A 14425-nucleotide genomic window follows, 5' to 3' on the forward strand; every position below is an offset into this window, starting at 1 on the left:
AGACTCAAGAAAGATTTAAGGCACAATCGAATTCCTAGTTATAGAATGCGGTGTAATTGAGTGGCTAAGATTGACGATAACTCAAGAGAAAATCTGCCATAGACTCAAGCGCGGTTTTAAGTTGATCTTTGTGCGGTAAAAACACAATGCGAAAGTGATCGGGTTGTTGCCAATTAAAAGCGCCACCAGGCACCAGTAATACCTGCTTATCGACTAAGTAATCGAGTACAAATTGTTCATCATCTTTAATATTAAATTTCTTAGTGTCGATCTTAGGAAAACAATACATTGCCCCCTTTGGGCGAACGCAGCTAAGGCCGGGAATATCATTGATTAAGCGATGACAAAGGTCCATTTGTTGATAAAGCCGACCAGCTGGTGCGACCAAATCTTGAATACTCTGATAACCGCCAAGCGCAGTTTGAATCGCATATTGCATGGGCATATTGGCGCAAAGCCGCATTGAAGAGAGCATGTCCAAGCCACTGATATAATCTTGCGCGACTCTTTTGGGGCCAGTTAAAATCATCCAGCCTACTCGAAATCCAGCGACGCGATAATTTTTTGATAAGCCACTAAAAGTTACACAAAAAACATCATCACTTAATGTTGCAATCGGAATATGCATTGCTTGGTCAAACAAAACCTTGTCATAGATTTCATCACTAAAAATAATCAGCTGATGTTCTCGCGCAAAGTCGGTTATCGCTTGCAAAATTGCTTTATCGTAAACAGCTCCCGTCGGATTATTGGGGTTGATGAGCACAATGGCTTTAGTTTTATCCGTGAGCTTAGCGCGAATATCGTCAAGATCTGGAAACCAATCGGATTGTTCATCACACACATAATGAATAGGATTTCCGCCAGAGAGTTTTATCGCAGCCGTCCATAAGGGATAATCTGGTGATGGTACGAGCACTTGATCGCCGTTGTTGAGTAACGCTTGCATCGCCATAACGATTAATTCACTAACGCCATTTCCCACATAGATATCATCGACCGTTGTATCCAGTAAACCATAAGTTTGATAATACTGGTGAATTGCAACTTTAGCAGAGTAAAGACCGTTTGAGTCTCCATAGCCTTGTGCCGTCGGCAAGTTATGGATGACATCTTTAAGAATATCTTCCGGTGCTTCAAAGCCAAATGGTGCTGGATTACCAATGTTAAGCTTAAGAATTTTGTGTCCTTCGTCTTCAAGCTGTTTGGCTTTTTGCAGTACAGGACCTCTGATGTCATAACTCACACCATGAAGTTTTTCAGACCGGTTAATCGGTTTCATAGTAAATAATTTTAAGTCTTCGATTTTATAGTTGGCTGTGACTGATGATAGGAAAATATCGCAAGAATGGGCAAATAGCATATAAGAATAAGGTGACTCAGATCATGGGAAATGACCATCATTTGACTGCGAATAGTGATAATTGCAGAAAACTTTAGCCTCGGGGGAAACTGTTGGTCGGTTGTTGATGGGTTGATTTGAGTTTTTATTGGCGAGCGAATAAGTGCAATTTTCGGCCCGAGTTGCTCCGCTATTGCGAAAAGTTGGCGGGTTATAGAATGATAGTGGCTACTAATTAACAACCGGTTGGATGTTAGCGAGACATCAGAATAACGACTTTGTTTTTTAACGCCTCATCATCTTGGCGGCCATATCGCACCATAAGGTCTTCTTTTCCATCGTTGTTCAAATCTTTAGTCTCCACGAACTCACCATCTTTGGGTACTGTCACTTTAAATTTGCTCGACTTTCGTTTAAACATGCGCTTTTTATCTGTCCCCATATAGATTTTCATCGATTTCGAACCGTTTGAAAACAATAGGTCTTTTAATCCATCACCGTTAAAATCTGCGGCTTTAACGACAGGCTGACCGCGCTTACCAGACGACAAGCTAAAGCTTAACTCGACATCTTTACTGACTTTGGGATCTTCTTCGTATTTATCGTCCTGATTCATTTTAAACACGTAAACATCTTGGTCGATACTACCTGAGAGCAATGCGCCAATAATTTGTGATACACCAATATCGAGGCTAGTCAGCAGCACCTCAGACTTTTTGTCACCATCGAGGTCAATGGTCTTAACCGCGACGGTTGTTCCGTCAACCTCGAGAACGCTATCAGGTTTGTCAGCAAAATCGACCTTGCTACCATTGGGTTTACCAAGATAAATCTCATAATTATTTTGTCGATCTAAAACTCCATCGGTTTTACTGAATCTCACCATCAAGTCAACGACTGAGTCATTATTAATATCTTTTAATTGAGAAACCGTGCGGTAAGCCAGTGAGCTTTGATCCATTTGCTCGCCATCCGACTCTCGAATTTCCCACCAATTCATCTCCTTAAAATCAATCGGTACTTGGATCAGTTGCGAGTCTGTTTTAAACGTACCGTTACCGTTTTGGTGAAAAACTTGAAAGCTCGCATCTTTAACAACAATAAGGTCATGTTTCTGATCGAGGTTTAGATCGGCGAAATAAACCGGTGTTTCTGAATAAGTGGCGGAACCATTGGACAGGCTTATTTTGGGATCGATTGGTAAAACTTGTTTGCTAAAATCGCCTTGCTCGTTCTGTAAAAAGACTTGGATGTTTCTAAAATCGGGTACAATAATGTCATCGATTTCGTCGCCATTGGCGTCTTTGACAAATTCCCTCTGAGCGAGAAACTGTCCCTTTTCTTTGAGATAGATTGAAGGACTGTCGATAATTTTGATGAAGTTGCGGGTCACCAAATCAAGTTCGTAAATTGCTTCGTTTGATTGAAAGAGAATTTTTTCAGCATCTTTGGTTTTCAGTAAATCAAATGCCAAGAAATTATCGGGTATTACTAACATGGCAATTTCTTGATATCTGAGCTTTTGGGTGTCAGCATCTTTTACCAGTTGATAGGTAGTAAGTATTCTTTGTTTACTCTCGTCTTCGCCAATGATGACTATTTGTGGTTCTTCACCCCCAAGCAAATTCGCAGTGATTACCGGGTGAGTAATTTTAAACTCTGTTTGCAGAAAATGTTCTTCAAATTTTAGTTGAGCCGAAACCGCAGAGCTTAGGCTGAATAGAGCGATACAAAGAAGCCAGCGTATTGTCATGAATAAATCCTCAAATTCTTTTTCTCTGGTAAATTGCGATTTTAGAGATTAGGACACGAATCCAATATTGCATTATACGACCAATAATTAGGTATCTGGTTCAGCAAATTGTTATATTTGATGTCATTAACCCCTGAAAATCTATTAATAGACCGCTATTATGCAATCCATTTCTAATATTGGCTTACCTCGGATGCAAGTTGATCCCGTCTTGGATTGGTTTGCGACTGCGATCAATGAACCGCAACAGCGAATCTTTTTAAGTTACGCATGCCACCGAGACTTTTTATCAGTACCAACCACGCATCAAATAATAGAACTGATTGGCACGTCAGACCGTCCGGCATTGATTTTTCCGTTAAATCAAAACCAGCCAATTGCTAACACTGATTCAGAAGTTCAGCAATTACAGCATGGCGAATATGAACCGGGGCTGTATCAAGTTGATAACCAGCAAGAAAACGGTTGGTTTTTAGTTGAAGAGTCGTCGATTTTTAAATTGAGATTTTCCGACTATAATTGCCTGGAAAAGTGCTACTACCATTTATCCGCAGAAGAAGCACTTGACTCATTCCTGCAAATTAACCCATGAATTAGCAGGCCCACTCGACAACCGATCTAAGGTTTTAGATGCGATTTTTACCGTTATTTGCCGCAATCTTTGCGATCACACCATTGGCTGTGGATATGTATTTACCTGCTTTGGTTCAGATTGCCGATGATTTTCAGGCGCCGATTCAAACCTTACAAAATTCGATAAGTATTTTTTTGGCCGGTTACGCATTGGGGATGTTTTTGTTTGGCCCGATGGCCGATCGCTTTGGTAGAAGGCCGTTATTGCTGATGGGGTTAACCGGTTTCGTCAGTTGCAGTGTCCTTTTAGCGATGACTCAATCGGCCGAGACGTTTTTGGTGTTGCGTTTTTTCCAGGCTTTTTTCGGCGGTGCCGCGACGGTTGTTATTCCTGGTGCTATCCGGATGATATTTGGGAAAGATACCGCCAAAGGCCTGTCTTATGTTTCAATGATAATGATGGTCGCCCCAATGTTAGCACCGGCGATAGGTGGCTACCTTTTACTACTCGACACCTGGCCGCTGATATTCAAAGTGATTGCTGGTTATGCAGGGTTCATTCTCGTAGTAGCGAGTATATTCTTTCCAAACCTAGAGGTGCAGCAACAGACACCAACACAAACCATTAATTTTATAGGTCGCTATAAGATAGTGTTAGGAGAGGCCGCTTGCCGACCGCTGCTGATGGTGACCATGATGACTTCGGTTGTGTTTTTTACTTACATTACTTCGGTATCTTTTTTATATATTCAAGTGTTTGGCTTTAATGAACAAACCTTTAGTTGGTTGTTTGCTGCCAATGTAATCGGAATGATGGGTGCCTCTTTTATTAACACGCGGATTGTCCCTTCATGGGGTTCAAAAAAGATACTTCGCCGGGTAGCGCCGATCGGTGGCTGTGCGGCTTTATCAGTGATGCTCTCGATGTTTTCTCATGCCGCGCCTGGATTGATTATCGCAAGTATTATTCTGATGATCGCGACCTTGATGATTATTTCTGCCAATGCCGATGCGTTGATACTTCAGCAGTTTGGTCAACATGCTGGAACGGCAACCGCGGTTATCGGTACCTTAAGGTTTGGTTGTGGTGCATTAGCGGGGCCCTTGTTAGCACTGGTGTTTGACCCTCAAGGTTATTCCATTGGCATCATTTATGTAACGTGTTTAGCTTTTATCGTCATTGGAATATGGCGTTCACAGCGGGTTTCCTGATGACTAACCTGGGTGACTAAGACTAATAATCGCGACTATCAAAATGTTTTCCTGGGTTGTTATTCGTTTTGTAATGAATCTTAACAATTGTGGAATTCGACACTCCAAATGTACTTTGCCTGCAACATCTAAGTTGCTATGATGCTTGCTGATTTGAAATGATATATGGTGTAACCACCATTTTTAGGAGTTAAGGTGAAACAGTTATTTGGTATTTTGGCTATAGTCCTCTTGTTGGTTGGATGCCAGGGTGAACAAGACGCTGCACAACAACCCGCTGAGTCTCAAGAGGCGAAACAAGAAACCACGCAAGCACAAGCTGAGACACAAGCACCAGCGGAAGATAAGCACCATGAGGCTGATGGACATGACCATGGTAGCCATTCGGCAATTCCTTCAGGTCAAGCTTACTCCGAAGTTGAACCGCAGTACGCCTGTGAAACGCCTGTGGTTTACGAATTTTTCGCTTATCAGTGTCCTCATTGTTACAACTTAGAACCCGAAGCTGAAAAGTGGAAAAAAGCGAATGCTGGCAAAGTAAAATTTGTCTCGGTTCCCACTCATTTAGGACGTGATCAATTCGGGTCTCTGTTATTAGTCCATCATGCGGCGGTCAAATTAGGTGTCTTGGATGGCGTTCAAAAAGCGCTGTTTGATCGGATCCATATCGAGAAAAAACTTTTTGCTTCACCAGATGAAGCTGCTGACTTTTTGGCAACCCACGGTGCCAATAAGGAGCAAGCGCTTACAGTTTTGGCAGATCAAGAAGCGATGACGGCAGCAATCAATAAAGATTTTGAAATGATGGCCAAATATAAAATTACCTCAGTACCTCGGGTGATTGTTAACCATCGATACATGACCGATATTACTGCTGCTGGCGGGACAGAAAATGTTTTCAAGTTAGTTGACGAGTTACTCGCCAAAGAACATAACTGTAAGTCTGGCTCATAGTCGACCCCAGAATATTATGGAAAAGTTTTCCATCATTTATGAGCGCGCCGCCGAGCGAAAAGGCGGCGAAGCTAACTTAGAAGCGCTCCTGCCAGAGATTAAAACGGCAAGTCAGTTAACGCAATTGGCCGACGCGGCCTATCTTTCAGCGATGTCTAAAAAAATATTCCAATCGGGTTTTGTGTGGCGTGTCGTTGAACAAAAATGGCCAGGTTTTGAGGAAGTCCTTTGGGGGTTCGCGCCTGAAAAGCTCGCTATCGCAAGTGATGAGCAAATAGAGCGGATGGCACAGGATAAGCGGATTATTCGCAATTTTACCAAAGTAAAGGCCGTTCGCGAAAATGCCTATTTTGTAAAGCTTGAATCTAAAAAACATAATGGCTTCGGTCGGTTCATCGCTGAATGGCCGGTGGAAGAGATTACTCAACTTTGGCTTTATCTCAAAAAACACGGCTCTCGGTTAGGTGGAAACACTGGCCCCTATTTTTTAAGGGCTGTTGGCAAGGACTCTTTTCTTTTGACTCGCGATGTCGTGGCTTACTTGATTGGTCAGAATATCGTGACGAAACAGCCGACCTCGCAACGTGATCTCAAATTAGTTCAAGAAGCTTTTAATCAATGGCGAGATGAAAGTGGCCGCACTATGGCGGATATCAGTCGAACGATCTCCATGTCAATTGGTGAGAACTTGGTCGTATAATTATCGACTATGGGTGGTCGAGCACGTTAATTGCGCTTTTACTCGGTAGCCCCCTGCAAGGCAGCCCCCCATGCAGCGCCGGATTCTGGAAAATCTCAGGTTTTAGACTAAACTAGTCTATAAAGTGAGATATTTTGAGATAGTCAGATGGCGGTTGAACAACATACTGCTTCGCAGGGAAATCAAACAGGTGGCAAAGACAAACGAAGACACAAGCGAATGCCTATTCGTACTCATGTGTTTGTTTCCGGCGAAAATTTCACTCGTTTTAAATCGCGAACCATGGATTTTTCTGATGGTGGATTATTTATTGAAGGCAAAGCGCTCGCCTTGTTGAGCATTAATACGATAATTCAGGTTCAATCTGCCGAAGGGTTAGAAAACCCGCCGATTCTGAATGCCCGAGTTGCTTGGACCAATCGCTACGGTGCCGGGATCGAGTACTTACAAGAAGCCAGTTAAGGTTGAGCTTTATAGTTCAAGACGCATCGGATAAGACAGAATCCCATTTTTCTCGATAGCACTCCCTTGCTTTTCAAATCCCAACTTTTCATAAAAACCAACCGCGATTTTCGATGAATTAAGGGTAAACTGTCGCTCAGTTGTCTGCTGCAAGTAGTCTTGCCACAGGGCGCGACCAATTCCCCGGCCATGAAGTGAGGGTTCAACAAATAAATGAAATAGATGGGATGGAAGCCTTACTCCCAATACCCCGACAATGTCATTGTTTTGGTTAATTGAAATACGATACCGATAGTTGCTGTCGATATTTCCTGCTATCGCCGAGGCAGTCAAAGAGCCTAGCATTAATTGTTCGCTTGGCTGAGCGAACTCATGACTAATGAACTGTTTTACTATCGGGTGGATAAACTCAGCAATTGCTCCAGCATCATCGGTAGTTGCTTGGCGAATAAGGTAATCCATCGATTAGCGGTTAGTGTCCACTGGTATGGCCCTAGCAGGCTGAACTAAGCTAACCAGGCTTAAACTGTCGACTCAACCAGTTCTTTGAGTTTGTTTAAGCCATCTTCATAGCTTTGACCAACAAATTTATCCATCAGCTGGGCGAAATAGTTACCAATAATGATGGGCTCCATTTTACCCTTCATAAACCAAGTAACAGTCGTCGCTTTACCATCCCATTGATAAGTTAAACCAGAGGTATAAACCGTCGAATCACCTTCAAAGTTCATACTATAGATAACCCCTTCCTCAAGTGAAGATTGAGTGATGGTCAGTGCGCCTGCGCCGCTCTGACCAGCCCAAGATTGCGACGCACCGACGCCTGCGGAAATGTTACCAATGGTCGTTTTCATTGATGGGTCGAGTTCCGCCCATGGTGTCCACTTTGGCCATTGTTTCAAGTCTGAAAGGTAGGGATGAATGGCTTGTGGCGCGGCTTCAATGACAACTTGCCGGCGGACATCAACGCTATTGTCCAACACCAATCCAACAATGATAAACAGTGCGAGTAATACGCCGAAGATCTTTAAAAATAATTTCATAGTCGTCCCAAGAGTTAATCAAGTTTGTTGTTATTAAAAAAAATCGCCAGGGTTTTTATTGAAGAGACTATAACATTTGTGGTTTTGGCGTGTTAAGCAATTTGATTGAAACCGGTGAGAGGTTGCTGAAACAAGTTGAAAAAACTGTCCGTACCCAGCACTTCGCCAGGCACGAACAGCAAGGTGAAAGCGGTATTAAAAGCGCGCTTATTCGGCGGTTTTGGACTTATTATCGTCCATCCAGCGAGAAATCTTGCGCTTGACGACGCGATAAAGGTGGCGCCAAAACTCAGCGAAAGTTGCTCCGATAATGATACCCATAATCAATTCAAACATTTAATCAAACTCCTTGCTTAATAACCGTATGAGAGATGCATAAAACTCAATCGAGCGTTGATTGGTTTTTGATAATTAATCTAAAGCAACTTCCGGACCAATCTATAAGCAATTGAATTTCTTTGAATTTATTGGATTTAACCCTGCGAATAGTGGTTTAATGTGCAACAATTTAGTCAAATTACTTACTACTCGAAGCAAAGAGTCTTGGGGAGCCTATTTTGGATTGGTTTACGTTATTACCACCAGCAATCGCAATTGGCGTCGCTGTGTGGAAGAAAGATGTCATCATTTCATTGCTGACAGCTTTGTTAGTTGCCGAAGTGTTGCTGCAGCAATTTAATCCTGGCCTTGGTTTTCTGGCTGTATTTGATCGCATTGTCGACGTGTTCTCGAGTGCCGGAAATACCCGAATATTAATCTTCAGCTTGCTGATTGGCGCGCTATTGAGCCTTATTAAATTGTCCGGTGGGGTTGCCGCCTTCGTTAATTGGGTTAGTGAGAAAGGCCTTGCTAATAGCCAGCGCAAAGTTGCTTCTATGCCAACCTTGCTGGGTATCGTTATTTTTATCGAGACTAATCTGAGTATATTAACGGCTGGTTTTATATCACGAGACTTGTTCGATAAGGTAAAGATGAGTCGAGCAAGATTAGCCTATATTATTGATTCAACCTGCGCCCCGATCTGCGTAATTATTTTGTTTAATGCTTGGGGAGCTTTTCTGTTAAGTCTCCTCGATGATTATCCGATTGATAACCCCGTGGAAACACTTGTTTATTCCATACCTTACAACCTATATTCTTGGCTCACACTGGCGTTAGTTTTTTACACGGTTTGGAGTGGCAGAGTATTTGGACCGATGAAACGAGCTGAGCAACAACTTGAACAATCAAGCAGTCCCCAAACTGGTAATAATCCGTCAGCGCAAGATGAGCCCGTCCAGCAAGCGACCAAAGTGAGTTTTATGCTGGTACCGTTACTAACGATGATTGGTGGAATTGTCTTTTTTATGTGGTATTCGGGTAATGGCGAGATTTTGAAGGGTTCGGGGTCCAAGTCAGTGCTATGGGCGGTATCGGTGGCGTGTTTGGTCGCTTTTGTAATGATTCGCTTTTCACGTTACAGCCAAAAAGCGACAACTTTAGTAAAGTGGAGCTTCCAAGGGATGTCTGATTTACTGCCGCTGGTAACCACTGTTTTGCTAGCTTTAGCGCTAGGCAACAGCATGAAAGCGCTAGGAACTGGCGAGTTTGTGTCGCAAATGGTTAGTCAGAATTTACCCTTATTTACCGTACCGGCACTAATTTTTATCAGTGCTTCGATTATCTCATTTACCACTGGAACTTCGTGGGGGACATTTGGCATTCTGGTGCCAATTGGCGTTCCAATCGCTTTATCACTGGGTATACCCGTGGAAATTATTATGGCCGCAATTGTCGGTGGCGGCGTGTTTGGTGATCATTGTTCACCCATATCAGATACAACAATTGTTTCGTCACTGGCGGCTGGTTGTGACCACCTTGAGCATGTGAAAACTCAAATCCCTTATGCATTAATTGCCGGTGGAATTAGCATTTTAGGGTTTTTAGTAATCGGTGCGACGGTTTAACCAACAGCAGCGTTCGTTTTACAAAATACACAGCGAAGTTGATAGCGATCAAGAGTAACCTGTCCCAGTATTCGAGTTCTGTTCGATAAAGCGTTAAAATACCCACAAGTTGCACTTCGGCTCTGTTTTTGGTGGCAGAGCCGGCTTTAATAAACAATCCAATCAAGGGATCACAATGGTCGATATCGCTGCGGTTAAGCAATATTTAATGGGTTTGCAAGACACGATTTGTGCTGGTCTAGAGCTGATTGATGGCGCCGGCAATTTTATAACCGACGAATGGCAACGAGAACAAGGTGGCGGAGGTCGTTCGCGGGTTTTGAATCGAGGTGGTGTTTTTGAAAAGGCGGGCGTGAATTTTTCGCATGTTTCAGGTGATAAGTTACCCAATTCAGCGACGGCTATTAGACCTGAACTTGTCGGCCGTAGTTTTCAAGCAATGGGGGTCTCACTCGTCGTTCACCCAAACAACCCCTATGTGCCTACTTCCCATATGAATGTCCGTTTTTTTGTTGCCGAAAAAGCGGGTGAAGATCCCGTTTGGTGGTTTGGTGGCGGTTTTGACCTTACTCCCTACTATGGTTTTGAAGAGGATTGTATTCATTGGCATCAAGTATCTAAAAATGCCTGCGAACCATTAGGTGATGCTGCTTATGATGAATATAAAAAATGGTGTGATGAATATTTCTATATCAAACATCGAAACGAACCGCGTGGCGTTGGTGGATTATTTTTTGATGATCTTAACAAGCCAGGATTTGATAAGTCTTTTGAATTTATGCGTAGTGTCGGTAACCACTATTTGGAGGCTTACGTACCGATCGTTGAACGTCGCAAAGGTGTAGAATTTGGCGATCGAGAAAAAGCGTTTCAAAAAATTCGTCGCGGGCGCTATGTCGAATTTAACTTAGTTTACGATCGCGGAACCTTATTCGGTTTGCAAACCGGCGGTCGTACTGAGTCAATACTCATGTCCCTGCCTGCCGATGTCGGTTGGGAGTACAATTGGCAGCCCGAGGCGGGGAGTGAAGAAGCCAAATTAACTGACTACTATTTGCAAGAAAGAGATTGGTTAAGTAATTAGCTGTTTGCCAGCAAATAGTGATTCAAACGAGCATTACCGATTGATATCTCGAGCACCAGTCGTGTAAATAGATGAGTTGTGTTGATAGATGACTCGGGCCGATACATGAATCGTGCCGATACTAGATTAAACATTAAGGAAAAATAATGGCGCAATATTCAACTGAGAGTCGCTTTCCATTTAAACGTCCACGTCGCATGAGAGCTAATGACTTTTCCCGTCGGTTGATGGCAGAAAACAAGGTTTCAGCCGATGACCTTATATATCCAGTATTTGTTCTAGAAGGTGAGAACAAGACGGAAGCGGTCGCGTCAATGCCAGGTGTTGAAAGAAAGTCATTAGATAATTTATTAGTCGAGTTACAAGAAGTTGTTTCGTTGGGTATTCCTGCAGTCGCTTTGTTTCCGGTAATTGATTCGGCTAAAAAATCATTAATGGCTGAAGAAGCTTTTAACGCGGATGGTCTAGTCCAAAAAACGGTTGCCGCAATAAAAGCTCAGTTTCCGGAGCTGGGCGTGATTACGGACGTCGCTTTAGATCCTTATACAAGCCATGGTCAAGATGGAATTATTGATGAAGATGGTTATGTTGTTAACGATATCACGACGGAAGTTCTAGTAAAGCAAGCTGTCAGTCATGCCGAAGCAGGTGCTGATATTGTTGCGCCTTCAGATATGATGGATGGTCGGATTGGTGCGATACGTGAGGCCTTGGAAGAAAAAGGGTTTGTTAATACTAAAATTCTTTCTTACTCAGCGAAATATGCGTCGGCTTTTTACGGACCATTTCGAGATGCCGTAGGGTCAGCAGGCAACTTAGGTAAAGCGGATAAAAAAACTTATCAAATGGATCCGGCAAATGGCGATGAAGCATTTCATGAAATGGCTTTGGATCTGAATGAAGGTGCAGATATGCTAATGGTCAAACCGGGTATGCCTTATCTCGATGTCATCTACCGAGCTAAGCAAAACTTTAAGGTGCCAGTTATGGCTTATCAGGTTAGTGGCGAATATGCCATGCTAAAAGCCGCGTCAGCAAATGGGTGGATAGACGAAAAAAAATGTGTTCTTGAGGCAATGGTCGGATTCAAGCGAGCGGGTACCGATGCGGTATTAACTTATTACGCGAAAGACGTGGCTCGTTGGTTGAAAGAATAATCATTGATGTTGAGTATTAAAAACTTGACGCCCAGCGGCCGACTGGAGTCGCTGGGTGTTTAAGCTCAGTCATTGCAAAATCGTTTTATATGATTAAGAGAATGGAGTCATTGACAGTGGCGTCAAACATTGTTTCGGTGAATTGGCTGAGTGAAAACCTCAAAAATCCTCAAGTCGTTATTCTTGATGCGACGATGAAAAAAATGCCTAACGGTGAGCCCATAGCAACACCCAAATTAAAAATTGCAGGTGCTAGGGCATTTAATTTTGATACAGAAATTTGCGATCATCAAACAATGCTACCGCACATGTTGCCGAGTGGTGAACAGTTTGAATTGGCGGTTCGAAAACTTGGTATAAATCAAGATTCGATCGTGGTTTGTTATGATGCAATGGGAATATTCTCTGCGCCACGAGCATGGTGGATGTTCAAAATTTTTGGCCATGCTAAGGTCGTTGTACTAGATGGTGGTTTACCGAGCTGGATTGCCGCTGGTTTTTCGACGAATAATGACTATAAACCTGCTGAAAATACCGGTAATTTCAAGAGTCGCTTCAACCGTGAAATGGTCGTTTCAATGGAACAAGTATTTGGTTTAATCAATGATGAGACTTCTCAAGTGATTGATGCTCGTTCGCTAGGACGTTTTAACGGAACCGAACCGGAACCGCGAACAGGCTTAAGCGGTGGACATATTCCCAACTCTTCATGTTTACCCTTTACCGAGCTGCTGCAAGATGGCCTCTTTAAATCGAAACCAGAACTCGCTAAAGTATTTAGCGAAGTTGTCAAAAAAGAGTCTAATCGATTAGTGTTTAGTTGTGGATCAGGTGTCACCGCGAGCGTTCTAGCGTTAGTTGCCGATGAAATTGGCTACCAGCGTTTAGCCGTCTATGACGGCTCTTGGAGTGAATGGGGCGCCAACAAAAATTTACCAACAGCGTCATCTTAAGTTAGTTCAAAATTAGCTTGCATCAGACTCCCTTAGTTGTTTCATTAAATAGTAGAACCCAAACCCTGACCCAAAAATCAACAAAACACAGATTACCGGGATGGCGATGCTCTCGGGTTCAATCACTTTTATCACCGCTTGACCTGCTTGTGCGACTAAGGAGATAAGCGCGATACTGGTTGCGACAAACCGAATATTGAGCTTTATCAGCAGTGCATGTAAATAAGGCTGACTAACCGCTTCTAGTAGACCGATGACCAACACGAAACTAAATATTTGTCCGTAGCCCAGTTGAGCGTAAAGTTGAAAGCTTTGCTGCCATAGCATCAGGCTAATCGTCATAATGGCAGTTAACCATAGCAAGCGCTTCCAACTTTTAACTGAATTGAGACCTAAGAATAAGAAGACGACTAAACAATTAATGGTGACAATTAGGGCAAAGTTTTCTAAGTTGGCCAAGTCAGTATTTAAATTGTTACTCATCAAGTTTTGAATGGAGCCGCCCCAAAATAACTCATCTAGAACGTTGATGGCAATTACGATAATAAAAAGTAATCCCAAGGTAGGTAACCTTGACTGGGTGCTTCTTGAAATATTCGAATAGCTGGCGTCTATCAGTAAAAATTTCTCGCGGAATACATGGAGTAGTAAGGCTGGTATCAGAACAACTAAGCTAAGAATAATAATTGCGCCTATCAACCCAATCGTCTGTGACGCGAGACCGATCACCAAGGCGGCAAGAAAAGCACCAATATTAATTGCCAAGAAGTTGGCCGAGTAAGCTCTAAACAAATGCTGCTTCTGGTTAAAATAAAGTTTACCAATCATTGCGGTGAGATTGGGATTAGCAAGCCCAATACCGATCGAGATAATGACGATTGGCACTAAGTATAAGTCATCAGTGAACTGCCAAGTCATCGCAAATCCGGCGGAAATTAGAAAAAAACCGATCATTGAAACACGACCATTATTATTCAGTTTATCTCCGATAAATCCACCCAAGAGCGACATTAGAATAGTTCCGATTATTACCACACCATAAATTTGTGAAATGTCTTGTTGGCTTAAGCGATTTTCGGTAGCAACGTTTTCGACTAAAAATACAAATAAAATACTGCGCCATCCAAAATAAGCAAATCGCTCGATAAATTTAGCGAGCAATAAGATCGAGACTAAGGACCCCTTGCGAATGTCTTTTCCAAAAGCTTGATTATTCTCTTGTGCTATTGAGTCTTGTTGATTCATG

At 42.8% G+C, this 14425-nt stretch carries 15 protein-coding genes; 9 read left to right on the forward strand and 6 right to left on the reverse strand.

Features of this window, described 5'->3' with window-relative positions:
- Window positions 1–64: 64 nt before the first annotated feature.
- Entirely contained in the window at window positions 65–1282 is a 1218-nt protein-coding gene (locus FLL45_RS18325; protein WP_142943506.1) for a pyridoxal phosphate-dependent aminotransferase, read from the reverse strand.
- 313 nt (window positions 1283–1595) lie between these two features.
- Window positions 1596–3095: an FG-GAP repeat domain-containing protein gene (locus tag FLL45_RS18330; RefSeq protein WP_142943507.1), complete on the reverse strand. Its 1500-nt coding sequence runs from the start codon at window positions 3093–3095 to the stop codon at window positions 1596–1598.
- A gap of 160 nt (window positions 3096–3255) precedes the next feature.
- On the opposite strand from FLL45_RS18330, the gene FLL45_RS18335 reads away from it, so the two are divergent.
- The 5 genes from FLL45_RS18335 (at window position 3256) to FLL45_RS18355 (ending at window position 6996) form a co-directional block, all read left to right on the forward strand.
- Complete coding sequence (locus FLL45_RS18335; RefSeq protein ID WP_142943508.1) at window positions 3256–3687, forward strand: hypothetical protein; 432 nt, start codon at window positions 3256–3258, stop codon at window positions 3685–3687.
- Between the two features lie 38 nt (window positions 3688–3725).
- Window positions 3726–4880: a multidrug effflux MFS transporter gene (locus tag FLL45_RS18340; protein ID WP_142943509.1), complete on the forward strand. Its 1155-nt coding sequence runs from the start codon at window positions 3726–3728 to the stop codon at window positions 4878–4880.
- 195 nt (window positions 4881–5075) lie between these two features.
- The gene (locus tag FLL45_RS18345; RefSeq protein WP_142943510.1) at window positions 5076–5834 is read left to right on the forward strand and encodes a thiol:disulfide interchange protein DsbA/DsbL; all 759 of its coding nucleotides are present in this window, start codon (window positions 5076–5078) and stop codon (window positions 5832–5834) included.
- A gap of 16 nt (window positions 5835–5850) precedes the next feature.
- Complete coding sequence (locus FLL45_RS18350; RefSeq protein WP_142943511.1) at window positions 5851–6534, forward strand: DNA-3-methyladenine glycosylase I; 684 nt, start codon at window positions 5851–5853, stop codon at window positions 6532–6534.
- A gap of 147 nt (window positions 6535–6681) precedes the next feature.
- Window positions 6682–6996 carry a PilZ domain-containing protein gene (locus tag FLL45_RS18355; protein ID WP_142943512.1) on the forward strand — a complete coding sequence of 105 codons (315 nt, stop codon included), beginning with the start codon at window positions 6682–6684 and terminating at the stop codon, window positions 6994–6996.
- Window positions 6997–7005: 9 nt separating this feature from the next.
- On the opposite strand, the gene FLL45_RS18360 is transcribed toward FLL45_RS18355, so the two are convergent.
- From FLL45_RS18360 to FLL45_RS23145, 3 genes are all read right to left on the reverse strand, one after another.
- Window positions 7006–7458, reverse strand: a complete 453-nt coding sequence (locus FLL45_RS18360) for a GNAT family N-acetyltransferase (protein ID WP_142943513.1) — start codon at window positions 7456–7458, stop codon at window positions 7006–7008.
- A gap of 59 nt (window positions 7459–7517) precedes the next feature.
- Window positions 7518–8039: an SRPBCC family protein gene (locus tag FLL45_RS18365; RefSeq protein ID WP_142943514.1), complete on the reverse strand. Its 522-nt coding sequence runs from the start codon at window positions 8037–8039 to the stop codon at window positions 7518–7520.
- 207 nt (window positions 8040–8246) lie between these two features.
- A complete protein-coding gene (locus FLL45_RS23145; protein WP_281282217.1) occupies window positions 8247–8375 on the reverse strand; it encodes a hypothetical protein in 129 nt (42 codons plus the stop codon).
- Between the two features lie 221 nt (window positions 8376–8596).
- Here FLL45_RS23145 and FLL45_RS18370 point away from each other — a divergent pair, with 221 nt between their 5' ends.
- The 4 genes from FLL45_RS18370 (at window position 8597) to FLL45_RS18385 (ending at window position 13179) form a co-directional block, all read left to right on the forward strand.
- Complete coding sequence (locus tag FLL45_RS18370; protein ID WP_142943515.1) at window positions 8597–9985, forward strand: Na+/H+ antiporter NhaC family protein; 1389 nt, start codon at window positions 8597–8599, stop codon at window positions 9983–9985.
- Window positions 9986–10160: 175 nt separating this feature from the next.
- Complete coding sequence (hemF, locus tag FLL45_RS18375; RefSeq protein ID WP_142943516.1) at window positions 10161–11069, forward strand: oxygen-dependent coproporphyrinogen oxidase; 909 nt, start codon at window positions 10161–10163, stop codon at window positions 11067–11069.
- Window positions 11070–11215: 146 nt separating this feature from the next.
- Window positions 11216–12226, forward strand: coding sequence for a porphobilinogen synthase (gene hemB, locus FLL45_RS18380; protein ID WP_142943517.1), 1011 nt, complete (start codon window positions 11216–11218; stop codon window positions 12224–12226).
- 116 nt (window positions 12227–12342) lie between these two features.
- Window positions 12343–13179, forward strand: a complete 837-nt coding sequence (locus FLL45_RS18385) for a sulfurtransferase (protein WP_185964539.1) — start codon at window positions 12343–12345, stop codon at window positions 13177–13179.
- 12 nt (window positions 13180–13191) lie between these two features.
- Here the strand turns inward: FLL45_RS18385 and FLL45_RS18390 are convergent, their stop codons facing one another.
- Entirely contained in the window at window positions 13192–14424 is a 1233-nt protein-coding gene (locus FLL45_RS18390; protein WP_185964540.1) for an MFS transporter, read from the reverse strand.
- Window position 14425: the final 1 nt, after the last annotated feature.

The sequence above is a fragment of the Aliikangiella marina genome (genome assembly GCF_007004765.1).
GTDB classification, from domain to species: domain Bacteria; phylum Pseudomonadota; class Gammaproteobacteria; order Enterobacterales; family Kangiellaceae; genus Aliikangiella; species Aliikangiella marina.